The sequence below is a fragment of the Clostridium sp. 1001283B150225_161107_B6 genome, from assembly GCF_015556325.1.
Lineage (GTDB): Bacteria > Bacillota > Clostridia > Lachnospirales > Lachnospiraceae > Enterocloster.
This window is the reverse complement of record NZ_JADNMD010000004.1, coordinates 22,078-38,985: the sequence shown is the minus strand read 5'-3', so window position 1 is coordinate 38,985 and position 16,908 is coordinate 22,078. Positions and strand designations below refer to the sequence as shown.

Here is a 16,908-nt window from a genome sequence, read left to right as displayed (position 1 = left end):
TTTATTCCTCCTTTATGATATTCAGTATATCATCTCTTGTCAGGCTTCCAAATGATACTGTGCCCTCAGGCACCACTGCATCCGCCAGATGGCTCTTGGCTTCCTGAAGCTTTAAGATGTTCTCTTCTATGGTATTTCTGGTTATCAGTTTATAGACCGTGACCTGCTTATCCTGGCCAATCCGGTGGGTCCTGTCCGTGGCCTGGTTCTGGGCGGCCACGTTCCACCAAGGGTCGTAATGTATGACAATGTCCGCTGCTGTCAGGTTAAGGCCGGTTCCCCCTGCTTTCAGGCTAATCAGGAATACCGGCACCTCGTCCTTCCCAAAATCCCCCACCAGCCGGATTCGTTCTTCCTTGGAAGTGGCTCCCGTAAGCACATGGCACCTGATTCCCTCCTTCTCGAACCTCTTATGGATAATGTCCAGCATAGAGGTAAACTGGGAAAACAGCAATATCTTGTGTCCTCCCGCCACGCCTCTGCGAACCAGGTCCATACAGGTCTCCAGCTTGGCGGAACTGCCCCTGTAATTGTCATAACACAGCCGCGGGTCACAGCATATCTGTCTCAGGCGCATGAGCTCCGCCAGAATCTGGAGCTTTCCTTCCCCCGCCTGGCCAAAGCCGCCTGCACTGAGTTTCTCCTTAAAGGCGGCGGCATTGGCTGTATACAATTTTTTCTGTTCCGGCTCAAAGCTGGAATATACAACCTCCTCCATTTTGTCCGGAAGCTCCTTTAACACATCCTTTTTTATACGCCTCAGCACAAAGGGACCTATCATCCGTTTCAGCCGTTTTAGGGCTGCTGCGTCACCATCCCTTACAATAGGGATTTCATATTCCTTTTTGAAAAACTGGCTGCCAAAGAGAAAGCCCGGCATGAGATAATCAAAAATACTCCACAGTTCCCCCAGACGGTTCTCAACAGGCGTTCCTGTCAGGGCAAATCTGGTCTGCACATCCAGGGATTTCACTGCCCTGGCACTCTGTGTGGATGCATTTTTGATATACTGGGCCTCGTCTATGACCTGGTACCGGAAATGAATGCCTTCATAGAATCCAATGTCCCTTCTCAGCAAGTCATAGGAGGTCACAATGGCCTGGTAATCCCGTGGGGTACTTCCCACCTTTTTTAACAGGGCCTCGCGCTCTGAACTGCTTCCCACAACCGACAGGACCTTAAGGTCCGGCGCAAAACGAACAATCTCATGCTCCCAGTTGTACACAAGGGAAGCAGGGCATATAATCAGAGACGGGGACGGTTCCCCTGAACCATAGGCATTCTCCAAAAGCGCAATAATCTGTATGGTCTTTCCCAGTCCCATGTCATCGGCCAGGATTCCCCCGAATCCGTAGCTGTCCAGGGTCCGCAGCCAGACATACCCGACTCTCTGATACTCCCTCAGTACGCCCCGCAGCCTCTCAGGCACCGTGAAATCGCTGTCTTCCACGGACTTGACCGACCTCACCATGGCCTTCAGCATCTGGTCCCTGTAATAGGTTACACCGGTACTCTCCTTGAGCAGATAATCCAGATAAAAGGCGCGGTAAGCCGGCAGGCGGACCCTGCCGCTCTGAAGCTCCTTTCTGGTCACTCCCATTTCCGATGCCATGCGGCTGATGACCGTGAGGCCGCCTTCATCCAGCCCAAGGAACTGTCCGTTTTTCAGCCTGTAGTACTTCTTTTTCTGGCTGTAGGCTGCCAGTATCCGGTTCAGCTCCTGGCTGTTCATATCTCCCATGTCCACGTCCAGCTCCAGCCAGCCGCTGACAGCAGAGGCCCCCACCGTAACCCGCGGCGGCGCCAGCACCTTCCACTGACGCAGGTTCTCCGACACATATACATCTCCCATGGAGCGGAATTCGTCCATTCCCTCCGTCATAAGACGGTATATCTCATCCTCATCATTCCTTATAACCAGCTTCCTGCCCTCAGGGTCCTTGTACTTAAAATATTTATGAATCAGCTGGCTAACCCTGAACTCGCCCGGCACATCGCGGCAGATAGTCCTGGGAAGATTCTCATCCTCCAGGGGATGGAATTCATAACTGCCGTAAGCAAGGGATGGTTCCATCACAAGTGCGCCATCCTCCCCTGTGCCGAACCGGAAGGACGCCTTTAATGGCTCCGGCTCGTAATCCTTAAAATCCACTTCCTCCAGCATAAGACGGCAGTATGGAAGAATATGCTTGACCACCCGCTCATAAAACAGGGGAATATCCCTCTGCCCCACCATCACGCTTCCATCCCGTTCCATGCACATCTGTTCCATGAACAGACCCATGACCTGGGTGCATGACTCGCTGCACCGGTACAGCCTCTGGCCTGATGCCACGTAAAGAAACCGTTCCCCACGGAAACAGGCAGCCACCCGCCTTGGGTCCTCGCTTCCTTTCATGGGCGCCACGCCCATAAGGCTGGCTTTCAGTCCGTCCCTTCCCGTCTTTTCCACCTTAAGTAAAGCCACCGGGTCCGAATCCTCCATTTCCATCATGACCCGGTTTCCTCCGGGAAGCTGGACCTCTATGGTACGGCCGGCCACCATTTCAAAAAAACGGTCCCGGTTCATACGGTTTAAGGTCAGGCTGCGGATTGCTTTCTGGTTTTCCGCGGCTCCCATAAGCAGGGCCAGCAGTTCCCTGCTGCTGTCAGTAAAAGCTGATTTGTGATGATGAAAGGACAGGTCCTTTCCATAGGCCACATGGGCGCTGTTTTCAACGGCCTCCTTAAATGCCCCCAAATCGCGCACAGCATAAAAACGGGTAATTCCCACCTTAAACTCCAGATGAGTGTCCTTTCCGTCCAGAATCAGCACTGGTTCCAGCTTAACCTGGGCATCCACATCCTCCGCCAGAATCCTGGCCACCTCCCGGTTCGTGTACTCCCGTATCATGGTGTGGACCTGGGAGGACGTGTGAACCATTGGTTTGGACGCCTCCTCCCTCCGCTGTTTATAATACGCAAAAAGGGCCTCCCCATGGGCGCACATTCCCCTGTAAGAATTCCCTTTGCTGCAGGAACAGGAATAATCCCTTACCTTTCCGTTTCCCAGATATAAATTTACCTCAAATGTTTCCCCCTGGTCTTCAACCAGGCCTTTCACACCAGCCTCTCCTTTCCAGAAGCTGCTGGTGTCCATCCTGACAATCTTCATCTGCTTCATGCATCCTTTCAGCGGGATATCTCTGCTCCCCCTGCACCAAGGCAGGGGGCCGCAGAATATCCCGGGACATCCCCGCGGTTACATGCGCTCCGGAGCCTCGATTCCCAATAGTCCGATACAGGTTTCCAGTACCCGCCTGGTAAGGGAAATTAAACCGATATAGCTCTCCTTCCTGGCTTCATCCTCCTCTGCCAGAATCTTGGTGTCATGATAAAAGCTGTTGAAGGCATTGGCCAGCTCATAGATATACTGGCATATCTTATGAGGCGCTGTCTCAGCAAAACTGTTTTCCAGGACCTCGTTATATCTGGCCAGCATAAGCATCAGCGCCTTCTCGGAGCTGCCTGTGCAGGCAAGAATCTTCTTTTCAGAGCCATCCGGGCTGACCTGGCCCTCGTTCTCCCTGTATTTGGCAAGAATGGATTTTATCCGCACAATGGTATAGAGGATGTACGGACCTGTATTTCCCTCAAAGGATGTAAAGCGCTCAATATCAAAGACATAATCCTTGGCTGCCTGGTTGGACAAATCGCCGTACTTAAGGGCCGCCAGCCCTACTACGGCCGCCGTGCTCCTGGCCTCGTCCTCTGATACGGTCCTGTTCTCCATGATTCTCTGATATACAGCTTCATTGATTTCCTCAATAAGCGTTTCCAGACGCATGACTCCGCCCTCACGGGTCTTGAAGGGCTTTCCGTCCTTGCCGTTCATGGTGCCGAAGCCCAGGAAAATCATGGGGGTATCTTCTTTCACAATACCAGCCTTCTTAGCCGCCCTGAACACCTGCTCAAAATGCATACCCTGGCGCTTGTCCACCACATATATATACCGGTCCGGTTTAAAATCCTGCTCCCGTTCCACAATGGTTGCCAAATCAGATGTGGCATAGAGGGAAGCTCCGTCGGATTTGCGAATCAGGCAGGGGGGAATCTCCTTGGTATCCGTATCCTGTGCCACATCCACCACCAGCGCGCCCTGGCTCTCATGGGCCAGCCCCTTATCCACCAGCATCTGAATCATATCCGCAATGTATGGCTCTGCATCGCTTTCGCCCTTCCACAAATCGAATTCCACGTTCAGGTTTGCATAATTTTTCTTAAGGTCGGCCACAGAGACAGACATGATATGCTGCCAGATTGCCCGGTATGGGGCGTATCCTCGCTGAAGTTTCAGGGTTGCCTGATGGGCCCTCTCCTTAAACACCTCGTCAGCCTTGGACTTGGCGCTGGCCGCAGGATATATCTCCTCCAGCTCACTGATGGTAAAGGGCGCCTCCTGCGGAAAGGGTCCCTCAAAGGATTCGTCAAAATACACCAGCTCCGGCTTCCTGTCCCTGAGTTCCTCGATGATAAGTCCCATCTGCAGTCCCCAGTCTCCCAAGTGCACATCGCCAATCATATGGTGGCCCAGGAACCGGCCCATGCGCTTTATGCTCTCCCCGATAATGGCCGCCCGCAGGTGGCCCACATGAAGCGGTTTTGCCACATTGGCCCCGCCGTAATCCACTATAACTGTCTCAGGCTTATGAGGCGTTTCCAGTCCCAGCTTGTCTGCCTGGGCCATGGAACCTGCATACTCTGCCAGGAACTCCTCTGACAGTTTCAGGTTAATGAATCCCGGCATCACGGCAACTGCCTCTGAAAAAACAGGGTGGGCGCCGCCGGAAACCAGATGTTCCACCACCTGGCTGGCTATATCAATAGGCTTCTTCCTGTATGCTTTGGCAGCAGCCATGGCGCCGTTGCACTGATATTCACACAGGTCGGGACGGTTGGATAAAACCACCTTTGCAAAGGAATCCTCATATCCGCTGGCTGTAAACGCCTGCTTTATTTCCTGCTCCATCATATCCAGAATCTTATTCACAATGTATACTCTCCTTTACTGTGACAATAGGTCTTTCCTTTTCCCGGAAAGTTAAAAACTGCCCCGGCATCTGCCGGAGCAATTCTTACAAACCGCTTCCCAGAGCGTGTCTGACAAGTTATATTATACACGTGACAGATATTCGCCGGTCCTGGTATCAATCTTAATCTTATCGCCGATTTCTACGAATAACGGTACGTATACGGTTGCACCGGTTTCCACGGTAGCCGGCTTGTTGGCACCGGTTGCGGTATCGCCCTTGAAACCTGGCTCTGTCTCTGTAATCTCCAGCTCAACAAACAGCGGAGGCTCTACGGAGAATACGCTGCCATTGTAAGAGCAGACCTTACATACCTCATTCTCTTTCACGAACTTCAGGGCATCGCCGATGATATCCTGGTTCAGGGCTACCTGGTCATAAGTCTCCTGGTTCATAAAGTTATATAATTCTCCGTCGGCATACAGATACTGCATGTCCACTCTGTCAATCCTTGCCTGAGGGAACTTCTCTGTAGGACGGAAGGTGCGCTCTACCACGCCGCCGTTGATTACATTTTTTAATTTTGTACGCACGAATGCTGCGCCCTTGCCTGGCTTAACATGCTGGAATTCCATAATCTGGACAACCTGTCCGTCAATCTCCAGTGTAATGCCATTTCTAAAATCGCCTGCTGATATCATAAAGATATTCCTCCTTGAGTTCGTTCATGACGCTTGCCTAAGCGCCCCATAAGTCTTTAATCTTTTATATTCTATACTATGTAGGGAGCATTTTCAAGTTCTTTTTTATTGGCAGTATAAATTTCTCCCTTTTTAGCGGTTTTTATCCACTGCCCTGCGGTATATCTCTTCCACGATATCATCCACATCCCGTCCGTTCACATCCACTACCATGTGGGAGGCTTCCAGATAGCGGGGTTTTCTTGAATCCAAAAGACTGATAATGCGTCCCATCACATCACTGCCGTGGAGCATGGGGCGGTCCGACACATCGGCTCCGATTCGTTCCATCACAGTCTCCGGCAGGACATCCAGATATACCACGGTGCCCAGCTGCTTCAGAAACGCCCTGTTTTCCGCCCTGAGAGGCAGTCCGCCTCCCACGGAAATCACAGACCTGCCTCCCTGTTTCAGCAGTTTCTCCAGAACCCCTGTCTCCAGGCGCCGGAAGGCTTCCTCTCCCTGGTTGGCAAATATGTCGGATATAGCCATACCGGCCGCTGCCTCAATCTCCTTATCCGTATCAATCAGAGGCATGTGGTAGCGGGCTGCAAAATGCTCTCCCACGCTGGTCTTTCCCGCCCCCATGAAGCCGATGAGAATCAGGTTCTCTCCCCGGTCCTCCCCGGCCTGCTTTTTTACCAGGAAGTCTTCTATCATCTGCTTTGCCATCCTTATGGTTTCGCTGTCCACCTTTACCTGGGGATTCCATAGTTCAAAAGCGATAACGCCTTGATACAAAAGCATGTCCAGGCCGTTCACAGCCCTTCCTCCTGCCTCCTGTACCATCTTCATGAACCTTGTCCTGGCGGGGGTATAGACAATGTCCACACCGGTATGAATCATTCCGTAAAACTGCGGGTCATGGATGATAACATCCTCAACATGGGGATACATGCCCACGCTGGTGGACTGCAGAGCCAGATATCCGCCCTCCCTGGCAGGAAGATTCCTGTAGCCGTCAAGGGGCAGGGCCTCTGCCAGGCTGCGGCCAATCAGTGTATTGATACAGCCGGCCAGTTCCCTGGCCCGTTGTTCATTCCGGTTGAGGATACAGATTCGCCGGGCCCCGCCCTTTGCCAGCACATAAGCTGCTGCCTTGGCGGCTCCTCCGGCGCCAACCAGAATGCAGTGTTCGCCTTCTGTCCTGATGCCGGATTCCGCAAGAGCACGGCTCAGGCCTGCGCCATCCGTATTATACCCCTTATACCCGGCATCTGTCCTGACCAGCGTATTAACCGCCCCAATGGCCCTGGCGTCCTCATCCAGCTCATCCAGGAATTCCATGACGCGCTGCTTATGGGGAACCGTCACATTCATTCCCTGTATATTCAGGGCATAAGCCCCCTTTACCGCATCCCCCACCCGGCTTTCCTCAACCTTAAAAGGGACATAGGTCAGGTTCATCCCTGTTCTCTGTGCAAAAAAATTATGCATCATGGGCGACATGGAATGTTCCACCGGATTTGCAATCAGTCCGCATACTCTTGTCTTTCCGTCCATTGTCTCACGTTACTCCCTGTCTTGTTTTATGTCTCTGGCATGTTTCCTGTAAAAATACAGCACCGGCTTTTCCAGGTAACGCTTCAGCACTATCTGTATTTCTTCCCTGGGGTTCATGGGCCTTACCAGGATACTGTAAATACCGGCCCGGTTGGCCCCGTACACATCCGTAAACAGCTGGTCTCCCACAAACAGGGTATGGTCCCTGTCGGTCCCCATAAGCTCCATGGCCTTCTCATATCCCCTGACTCCCGGCTTGCCTGCCTTGTGGATATAGCCGGAACCCACCAAATCCGCAAACGGCTTTACCCTGGGTTCCTTATTGTTGGATAAAAGGCAGGTCTTCATTCCCATGGCCCGGAGCCGCCCGAAGAGTTCCACTGCCTGTCCGTCTGCCGGCGCGTCGTGGGGCACCAGGGTATTATCTATATCAAAAATCACGCCCTGCATTCCCTGTGCATGATAATGGTCAAAGGGTATCACATAGGCGGAGACCTCGTAACGGCGGGGATAAAACATTTCCAGCATACTTATAAGTATTCCTTCCAATCTATTTTTTCAGCAATTTGCCAATCTCGTCTATGAATGTGTTCACATCCTTGAATTCACGGTATACAGAGGCAAAACGAACATATGCCACCTCGTCCAGGTCCTTAAGCTTTCCCATCACCAGCTCTCCGATGGCGGAGGTCGGCACTTCCTTTTCCTCCATATTGAAAATCTGGTTCTCTATCTCATCAATCATGGAATTAATCTGCTGGGGGGATACCGGCCGTTTGTGGCAGGAGTGAATGATTCCTGCTTCAATCTTGGAGCGGTCATATGTCTCCCTGGAATTATCCTTCTTTATTACCATTAACGGCATGGTCTCCAGCTTTTCGTAGGTGGTAAAGCGCTTACCGCAGCGCTCACACTGGCGGCGCCTGCGTATGGAGCTGTTGTCGTCTGCCGGGCGGGAATCTATGACCTTGGTGTCTGCTTCATTACAATAGGGGCATTTCATCTGGGTTACCCTTCCTTTCTTTTTCACGTATCGTCTTAAACGCTTCATATATTTTAACCGAAGAAAGTACGAATCGCAAGGACTTTGTTCTTTTTTCATTCCGGTATGGACGAATTCCCCTCCCTCCTTTATAATGAATCCATACAGAACCAAAAAGATTACAGGAAAGGTGCCCTTTATCATGAAAAATGTTATTATAAAACAAACTGTACTTGGTCAGGGAATGCCGAAACTATGCGCTCCTTTGGTGGAAAGGGACTATGACTCCCTGATTCGTCAGGCAGCCTCCTTCACGGAGCTGCCTGTGGATGTGGCTGAATGGCGGGCGGACTGGTTTGAGTCCATTATGGTACCAGGCACCCTGGACCAGGTTATTCCCGGCCTGGAAGCTGCTCTGGATAACATTCCGCTTCTCTTTACCTTCCGCACACATAAGGAGGGCGGCCATCTGCCCGCCTCCCTCCCGGCTTACCGCTCCCTGGCGGAACGCGCCATCTGTTCCGGGCATATCCATCTGGTGGATATAGAGCTCTTTTCCGGCGACGATATGGTAAGGGAGATGGCGGACCTGGCCCACAGACACCATGTAAGCGTCATCCTGTCCAATCACGATTTTACGGCTACACCGGATGAAAGCGAGATGCTCCGCCGCCTGCAGCACATGGAGGAACTGGGGGCAGACATAGCCAAAATTGCGGTCATGCCGCAGTCAGCCGGCGATGTCCTTACTCTTCTTTCAGCCACCCATAAGGCCAGCCAGTCCCTGTCCTGCCCTGTCATTACCATGTCCATGAAAGGCACCGGACTGATAAGCCGCCTGTCAGGGGAAGTGTTCGGCTCCTGCATGACCTTTGGCTCTGTAGGGGAAGCCTCTGCTCCGGGTCAGATTGAAGCAGGCAGGCTGAAAGACATCCTGGCCATCATCCACGAAAACCTGTGACTGCTGCGGCCATTTTCCGGTTCCCTTCACAGTTTTTTCACATTTCCACCATAAAACCTTCACATTTCATCTGTATAGTTAGTTTTGTAAAAAGCAAATGCTTTTCATACAACTTTTTCTCACAAACCGGCCGGCAGGGGAGACCCTGGCGGCCACTCCTCTGTCCCCGCATACACGGATAAAGCGCGAATCCCACTGGAATCCGCGCTGCCATGTTTCCTTTCAGCATTTAATGCTTTCCGTCACATCTTTTTCTTTTATGTCCACCAGTATAATATCGTTTCCCACCTGACAGATGTCGCAGAATGGAATGATATACTCCTTCTCCCGCCCCAAAAAACCGCATATGCAGCCCGGACCAGGCACAATCAGGGCCAGCAGACAGCCCGTCTCCATATCAAAATCCACATCTCCCACAAATCCAAGACGCTTGCAGGTCTTTACATTAATCACTTCTTTTTGTTTAAGGTCGTAAATCCTCACGGTCCACAGCCTCCCGGCCTCTCTTGCTACCTACTATATGCCGGATACCGTCCCATTAAAACCTGATTTCCGCCTCTTATAATTATCTCTTATAATAATTCCCCATCAATCCAGCCCCGGTATCACGTAAAGCACTTCAACCGCCACAAAAAGGATAACTATGAGCACAGTGACAGCGATGCCAATAATAGAGAGTATGAGTCCTGCCTTTGCCTGGCCGTCCATCTTGCCGTCCATCCTGTTTTCCTTCTTTGACATGATGGCAAATATGATGCCAAGGGCGCCGAAAACAATACCAAACAGCAGGCAGCAGCAGATACTGCACACAGAAAGAATTCCCATGACCAGAGATGCGGTTGCCATGTTATTCTTTTCCTGGTAAACAGGCTGGCCGGACTGGTACTGGGTCTGGTATTGGGTCTGATATTGGCTCTGATACCGGCTGTTTCCCCTTCCGTCGCTTCCGTCCCTCTGAACAGAACCACTGCCCATTCCGGCACTGCCGCCCTGGGCTGGACCCGGCTGGCCCTGACCTGGCTGACCCTGTCCGGCCCCTGGCTGCCTCTGGCCATAAGAAGCCGGCGCCGGGTGATATATTGGCTGGCTGTCGTTTCCGCTGGCGCCGTTCTCTTTTCCCGGCCCATATGCTGTCCCGGATGGGGACGGCTCCCAGGGACTTCCCAGATAAGGCTTATCCCCATCGCTCCATCTGTCCTCTCTTAGGGGCGTATCTATGGGACTGCTCCATCCATCGGAACCACCCTGGCCTGGGCTTTCCCGGACTGGGCTTCCCTGAACCGTTCTTTCCTGGTCCGGGCATTCCCGGCCCGGCGTCCCCTTTGCCGCAGCATTCTGACCTCCGGCTTCCTGACCGCCGGCATTCTGACCTCCAGCTTCCTGACCGCCGGCTTCCCGTCCGCCGTTTTCCCGTCCGAAGGTCCCGTCCTTCACCTCCCTGGCAGGCTGTTCCGCCACTATCACCGGTTCCCTGTTATCTGTATGATAATCCGGACCCTTGCCATCTCCGGTTCCGCATCCGTTATCGTATTCATGTTCCATGGATTTTATCTCCTCTCTCAAGCCCATAGGGCTGCACCGGTATGTCCATAAAAAACAGGACGCACTTTTGGAGAAGTATAACATATTTTGTAAAATAAAACAATCCGCCGGGGTATATCCCCGGCGGACAGCCTCTTACAATTTTATGAACATGAGTGTACTTTTCCCGAAGCCTGTTCGAACCTTCATTCCCGTCATCAGCGCACCCTAGAACAGCGGAACAACAGCGCCTTCGTATGTTTCCTCCATGAACTGCTTTACCTCAGGGCTGGTCAATGCTTCCACCAGCGCCTTGGTGGCATCGCTGGACTCTTCTCCCTCTCTCACTGCCACCACATTGCCGTAGGTGGTAGCTGCCAGGGACTGGGAATCCTCTGTAGCCAGGGCGTCGCTGACCTTCAGTCCTGCTTCGATTGCATAGTTGCCGTTAATGACTGCAATGTCGCCGTCAGAAATGGAACGAGGAAGCTGTGCTGCCTCTAACTCTACGATATCCAGATTCTTGGTGTTCTCCACGATATCATTCTTGGTTGCCTCCAGGCCCACGCCGTCTTTCAGCTTTATCAGTCCCTGTGCCTCCAGTAACAGAAGGGCTCTTGCCTCATTGCTCACATCATTTGGCACCAGTACGGTTGCCTTGTCAGGAAGCTCCTCCAGGGATGTTGTCTTGCCTGCATAAATACCAAAGGGTTCATAGTGGATAGCGCCTGCACTGGCCAGCTTTGTTCCGTTCTGGGCATTAAAGGAATCCAGGTATGGCTTGTGCTGGAAATAATTGGCATCCAGGTCGCCGGAATCCAGTGCATTGTTGGGCTGTACATAATCTGTATATTCCACAATTTTCAACTCATAGCCCTTGGATGCCAGAACCTCCTTGGCTGCATTCAGAATTTCAGCATGGGGTGCAGGGCTTGCGCCTACCACGATTTCCTTAAGCTCTCCGCCGGCCTGGGTGGTTTCCTCCTCCGCGGACGTGGTATCTTCTGCCTTGGAATCAGCGGCCTGTGTCCCGGCAGCTGCCGCAGTTGTATCTGCTGCCGTGGTTTCCTTTGGACTGCCGGAGCAAGCGCTAAGCACTCCTGATGCCAGCACGGCAGCCAGTACGGCTGCACCTAACATGTTTTTCTTCATAATTGTGTCCTCCTCGCTTTGGGGCAATGCCCCTGTTATTTTGCGCCATGAATGATACGGCATTTATCATCAGCCAAGGCCAGGCGCCGTTTTCTCTTACGCCGGTCATATACGTTTTCCGGACATTGCGGGGAAACCGGGCTGCCTCAGCAGACTCTCCTGCACGACTTTGTCAGATGATTCTTTTACATGATTTCTTTTACATGATTCCTCTTACATGATTTTCCAATGTAATTCTCTTGCCTGTTTTACCTACCGAATCCTCTTATCACTCTTCCTGGACATGCGCATGGCAACTTCCTGTATCAGCTGTACAATGATGACCAGAAGCACCACGGTCACCATCATCATGTCGGTCTGGTAACGGTGGTATCCGTAGCGGATGGCGATATCGCCCAGTCCCCCGCCGCCGGTAAAGCCTGCCATGGCAGAATATCCAAGAATTGTGGTCACGGATATGGCGGCCCCCACCAGCAGGGAAGGCTTTGCCTCCGGCAGAAGCACCTTGACAATAATCTGCCAGGTGGATGCACCCATGGATTTGGCTGCTTCAATGACGCCTGCGTCCACTTCCTTCAGGGAAGACTCCACCATACGCCCTATGTAGGGGGCTGCGGCAATAATCAGAGGCACCACCGTTGCATTGGATCCAATGGTCTTTCCCACAATGAACTTGGTAACGGGCAGCACCATGATTAACAGGATGATGAATGGCACGGAACGCAGCAGGTTGATGATAAGTCCCAGGGCCTTGTTAAACAGCGGCACCGGGCTGATGCCTTCCTTGTCCGTCACCACCAGGGCGATTCCCAGCGGAATACCGATGACATAGGATAAGGCTGAGGACAGGAATACCATGTAGATGGTCTCCCATATTCCCTTCACCAGCATATTTATGGTCGTAGAATCAAATTGCATCTCACCGCACCTCCTCGAACTTTACATTGGCTGTCTTCAGGTAGTTACAAATCCTGCCGGCGTCCGTGTCATCCTCCGGAAGCTGGATAATCATCTGACCCATGGCCTTGCCTTCAATATCCCTGGTATCCGCATGCATGATATTCACCGGCACCTTGCAGGCCAGCACCATATTGGCAATGACAGGCTCAGAAGATTCCCTTCCGTCAAAAATAATACGAATCTGCCGGGAGCTGCCGAAACTCAGATTTTGTTCAGCCACATCCCCCAGAATCAGCTGGCGTCCGATATCGGATTTGGGGCCGGAGAAGATATCGGATACATTTCCCACTTCCGCAATATGGCTGTGGTCTATGATGGCCACCCTGTCGCATATGGCCTCGATAACTGCCATCTCATGGGTGATAACAATGACCGTGATTCCCATTTCCCTGTTTATCTTCTTAAGCAGCTCCAGAATGGATTTGGTGGTATTGGGGTCCAGCGCGCTGGTGGCCTCGTCGCACAGAAGGACCTTTGGATTGGTTGCCATGGCCCTGGCAATGGCAACCCTCTGTTTCTGGCCGCCTGAGAGCTGTGCCGGGTAAGCCTTCATCCTGTCTTCCAGCCCCACCAGCGTCAGCAGCTCCTCGGCCCGCTTTTTGGCCTCTGCCCTGGACACCCCTGCTATCTCCAGGGGGAAGCAGACATTCTGAAGCACGTTTCTCTGGGACAGCAGATTGAACTGCTGGAAAATCATGCCCATGGACTGTCTGGCCAGACGTTTCTCCCTGTCCTTCATCACGGACAGGTTCTTTCCCTCAAATATGACCTTTCCTGAGGTCGGCACTTCCAGGTAATTAATGCACCGTACCAGGGTGCTCTTACCTGCGCCGGAGAGGCCGATGATGCCGAACACCTCTCCGTACCGGATTTCCAGATTGATATCTTCCAGGGCAGTAACCGGACCGTTCATGGTCTGGAACTGTTTCCCCAGCCCCACCAGCTGGATGATGGGATTCTCTTTATTTGCTTCCATAGGTCTAATTCCTTTCTTTTGTTCCTGCAGCACATAGTTGGCATCTCTCGCCTATTCACGCCTGGCTGCGGCATCCATGGCAGAATCACGGCAAAAAGGCCGCATGTCCTGCACGGACTTGCGGCCCTGAATCTTCCCCTGCTACCGGGATGTCTCCTGATTAATCACAATCCATACAGATGAAACTTACATTCAGTTTTTTGCCCATGCGGATACACAGCACATCATCATGTACATGCTGTTCATCATATCCATATTCATCTGCATGGCTCTTAACTGATTCATAAGTTCCTCCTATACCGATTCCTATCAAATCGCTGGGATTTATCTTAGTTAAGAAAATACATCACATGAACCTATTTGTCAAGCATTTTTTGCCGGAAGAGACATTTATGCGGCATTTTTTGCGGCAGTCCGGACAGTCCCCCAGGTAATATCCTTTATAATACTCTCTGTAACCAGCGCTGTGATATCCTATCCCCGCTGTTTTACAGGGCATCACCTGAGACAACTACATCGGCTGCCGTAAACCCGGCCTCTGACGCTCCGGCCACCCCTGCATCTCCCGATGGTATGGCCTCAAAGAGGCCTGCCATGATTGCTTCCGGCGTTTGATACTCCCTCTTGTCCCCAGGGCCGGAAAACCGCCTGTATGCCTGAATATAGTACTCGTCTCCATGACCTTCCTTCACAAGACCGGCATCTGCCCCCAGTCTGGCTGAACGCATACGTTTCTGCTCCTGCTTAAGCCGGAAGGCCCTTCGGTCCCGGTGTTCCTTTTCCGCCTTTTTCTGCGCCCGCTGCTTAAGCTTTTCCTGCTCCAGCCTGCGCATCTTCCTGCCTCCCCGGCCCAGCAGCTTTTGCAGGGAACGAAGGGCCCTGGATGCCTTTACCCGCTGCTGGTCATCACCATAGGCCGCTGCCGTCTTCAGGTTGGATATGGACCTGTATATGTCCCACATGGCTTCCTGTACCTGCCCCTTTGTGCGCGCCCTGGCCACACGGGAAAAATGGCTGGAAACATTGAGGGAAAGGGATACGTGCATCCCTGTACCGCTGCTGGTGGATGTTTTTTTCTCCCCGCCGGGAACCGGAACCGCAGCCGAGGCCGCCTTATCCGTCCTATCCGGCACAGACCAGTATGAAATCCCATTCTCCCCCAAAAAAGCCCCGGAAGCCATGGTCTGTCCCTTTTCCGCCCAGAGGGTTCCGGCAGCGGATAACAGCGCAGAATAGCAGCTGCCAAATTCCTCCCTGCTGCTGCCCATGCGGCGGACAAACTCCCGGGACAGATACAGATGCATACCTGTTCCTGCCCGGACAGCCAGCGCAGCCAAATCCTTTGCTTCCTCCCCGTCCGCCAGGTGAAGCTCTATGCCCGGATACTGCTTTTTCAGCTGTTCCAGCAGACGGACCGTCTGCTCCCGCCAGTCCTCCCCGTCCTCCGCCGTTGTCCACACGGTCCGGTCCCGGCGGTAGCAGCCGTTGTTTCTGACAGCTGTTTCTGATAAATCATTCTTACCTGCAATTGTTGTTTTTTCCGGCCGGTCCGGTACTGCAGACCGGGCTTGCCGGATATTCTCCGCATAAGCAGCTGGCCCGCCTTGTTCCGGCCCGCCTTCCAATCCCACCATTCCATCATCCCCTCATTCACAATCAGGTCACAGAAAAACAGGGTATATTTTCACTATCAGCCGCACAGCTCAACAATAACCTGCGCAAATATCTTGGCACTTAAAACAAGCTCATCCACCACTGCAAACTCGTCTGCCCCGTGCATGCGGTTATCGGTTCCCGGCAGGGCTGCACCGTAGGCAACGCCGTTCTTAAGGGTATGGACATAGGTGCCGCCGCCTGTCGCCTGGCAGCTTCCCTCAAGGCCCGTGTAGTCCTCATATACGGACAGCAGTGTCTTTACAAAATGGGAATCTCCGTCCACATGGTGAGGCGGTATCATGGTGTCATTCTCCAACGTAAGTCCTAAGTCAGCCATGGCACTCTTTACCACTCCCAGCACAGTGTCCTCAGTTGCGCAGATTGGGCAGCGGCTGTCAAATACGCCTTCCAGGCCGTCAGCCCCAACCGTCAGCATGCTGAATGCAAGGGTCAGGGCGCCGGACAGCTCATCTTCCATACTGATGCCGGCGGCTCTTCCGCAGGTGTCGCCGTGAGGGAAAAGCTTTAACAGGTTCTTCAGCATATCCATCTGGGAGCACTCTGCCAGAGGCAGACGTGTCAGGTACACCAGCAGGCCGGTAAGGGCATTCTTTCCCTCCTGAGGCGTGGATGCATGGGCGCCTTCTCCCTGGGCGGTAACTGTGATGACCGGTAAATCCCCCTCCAGTACAAAGGAGATTCCTGTCTCTTTCTCCACTTCCTCTGCCGCTGCCTCCAGCGTCTTAAGGTCAACGCCCTCCACTACGGCCCTGGCCTTGCCCGGAACCACATTGGCCTTTATGCCGGCTTCCACCTTCACCAGCCTCGGCATTGCCTCAGAAGCCTGGAAGGATGCGTGGAAATGACCTTCCAGGCGTCCTTTTTCAATATTGATAACCGGAAATTCCGCATCCGGCGAAAAGGTCATGGGGGCTTCCTCCTCCTTGTCGTAATAATTTACGATATCAGAGCTTCCGCACTCCTCATCCGTGCCCAGAATCAGCCTGACGTTTTTATTAAGCGGGATTCCCAGCTCCTTCACCGCCCTCATTGCATAGAGCGCAGCCACAGCCGGACCCTTGTCGTCAGCCGTACCGCGGCCAAACAGCTTTCCGTCCTTTACCACCGGCTCAAAGGGCTTTGTCTCCGTCCACCCCTCGCCTGCGGGAACCACATCCAGATGGGCCAGAATGTCCAGCTGCCTCTCCTTGTCATTGAGGTCGGCTGTCCCCACATAGTTGTCGTAGTTGCGGATGGAAAATCCATACCCCTCCGCCATGCTGAGAGCTGCCTGAAGAGCCTGGAACGGGCCTTCCCCGTAAGGCTTGCCCTCCACATAAGGCATCTTCTCACTGTTAATCCTGCACAGCGTGCAGATATCCTCTATCATCTCTTCCCTGTGGGCGTCAATAAAACCTTCAATCTCTTTCCTATACATTGTTACCGTC

14 protein-coding genes are annotated in these 16,908 nt (G+C 52.8%); 1 reads left to right on the top strand and 13 read right to left on the bottom strand.

Annotated features, from left to right (window positions below; genetic code table 11):
* Window position 1: 1 nt before the first annotated feature.
* The 6 genes from I2H39_RS11560 to nrdR all read right to left on the bottom strand — a co-directional run bounded on the left by I2H39_RS11560 (window position 2) and on the right by nrdR (window position 8,255).
* Window positions 2–3,163 carry a DEAD/DEAH box helicase gene (locus I2H39_RS11560; protein WP_330640874.1) on the bottom strand — a complete coding sequence of 1,054 codons (3,162 nt, stop codon included), beginning with the start codon at window positions 3,161–3,163 and terminating at the stop codon, window positions 2–4.
* Between the two features lie 78 nt (window positions 3,164–3,241).
* Window positions 3,242–5,029 (bottom strand): arginine--tRNA ligase, encoded by a 1,788-nt coding sequence (gene argS / locus I2H39_RS11555; protein ID WP_195626516.1) that lies wholly within the window; start codon window positions 5,027–5,029, stop codon window positions 3,242–3,244.
* A gap of 123 nt (window positions 5,030–5,152) precedes the next feature.
* On the bottom strand, window positions 5,153–5,710 hold the full coding sequence (gene efp, locus I2H39_RS11550) for an elongation factor P (RefSeq protein ID WP_002583865.1): 558 nt from the start codon (window positions 5,708–5,710) through the stop codon (window positions 5,153–5,155).
* A gap of 132 nt (window positions 5,711–5,842) precedes the next feature.
* The gene (gene aroE / locus I2H39_RS11545) at window positions 5,843–7,252 is read right to left on the bottom strand and encodes a shikimate dehydrogenase (protein ID WP_195626515.1); all 1,410 of its coding nucleotides are present in this window, start codon (window positions 7,250–7,252) and stop codon (window positions 5,843–5,845) included.
* Window positions 7,253–7,261: 9 nt separating this feature from the next.
* On the bottom strand, window positions 7,262–7,780 hold the full coding sequence (locus I2H39_RS11540) for a YqeG family HAD IIIA-type phosphatase (protein ID WP_138308746.1): 519 nt from the start codon (window positions 7,778–7,780) through the stop codon (window positions 7,262–7,264).
* A 22-nt stretch (window positions 7,781–7,802) separates the two neighbouring features.
* Entirely contained in the window at window positions 7,803–8,255 is a 453-nt protein-coding gene (gene nrdR, locus I2H39_RS11535) for a transcriptional regulator NrdR (protein WP_002574232.1), read from the bottom strand.
* Between the two features lie 133 nt (window positions 8,256–8,388).
* On the opposite strand from nrdR, the gene aroD reads away from it, so the two are divergent.
* Window positions 8,389–9,195: a type I 3-dehydroquinate dehydratase gene (aroD, locus tag I2H39_RS11530; protein WP_240305421.1), complete on the top strand. Its 807-nt coding sequence runs from the start codon at window positions 8,389–8,391 to the stop codon at window positions 9,193–9,195.
* A gap of 222 nt (window positions 9,196–9,417) precedes the next feature.
* Here the strand turns inward: aroD and I2H39_RS11525 are convergent, their stop codons facing one another.
* From I2H39_RS11525 to I2H39_RS11495, 7 genes are all read right to left on the bottom strand, one after another.
* Complete coding sequence (locus I2H39_RS11525) at window positions 9,418–9,678, bottom strand: YlmC/YmxH family sporulation protein (protein ID WP_138308750.1); 261 nt, start codon at window positions 9,676–9,678, stop codon at window positions 9,418–9,420.
* Window positions 9,679–9,783: 105 nt separating this feature from the next.
* The gene (locus I2H39_RS11520) at window positions 9,784–10,737 is read right to left on the bottom strand and encodes a DUF4190 domain-containing protein (protein WP_195626513.1); all 954 of its coding nucleotides are present in this window, start codon (window positions 10,735–10,737) and stop codon (window positions 9,784–9,786) included.
* A gap of 207 nt (window positions 10,738–10,944) precedes the next feature.
* Complete coding sequence (locus I2H39_RS11515) at window positions 10,945–11,868, bottom strand: MetQ/NlpA family ABC transporter substrate-binding protein (protein WP_195626512.1); 924 nt, start codon at window positions 11,866–11,868, stop codon at window positions 10,945–10,947.
* A 252-nt stretch (window positions 11,869–12,120) separates the two neighbouring features.
* Window positions 12,121–12,786 (bottom strand): methionine ABC transporter permease, encoded by a 666-nt coding sequence (locus tag I2H39_RS11510; protein WP_138308756.1) that lies wholly within the window; start codon window positions 12,784–12,786, stop codon window positions 12,121–12,123.
* Window position 12,787: 1 nt separating this feature from the next.
* Window positions 12,788–13,804 carry an ATP-binding cassette domain-containing protein gene (locus I2H39_RS11505; protein ID WP_138308758.1) on the bottom strand — a complete coding sequence of 339 codons (1,017 nt, stop codon included), beginning with the start codon at window positions 13,802–13,804 and terminating at the stop codon, window positions 12,788–12,790.
* A gap of 488 nt (window positions 13,805–14,292) precedes the next feature.
* A complete protein-coding gene (locus I2H39_RS11500; RefSeq protein WP_195626511.1) occupies window positions 14,293–15,438 on the bottom strand; it encodes a hypothetical protein in 1,146 nt (381 codons plus the stop codon).
* Window positions 15,439–15,494: 56 nt separating this feature from the next.
* The gene (locus I2H39_RS11495; protein WP_195626510.1) at window positions 15,495–16,898 is read right to left on the bottom strand and encodes a Sapep family Mn(2+)-dependent dipeptidase; all 1,404 of its coding nucleotides are present in this window, start codon (window positions 16,896–16,898) and stop codon (window positions 15,495–15,497) included.
* Window positions 16,899–16,908: the final 10 nt, after the last annotated feature.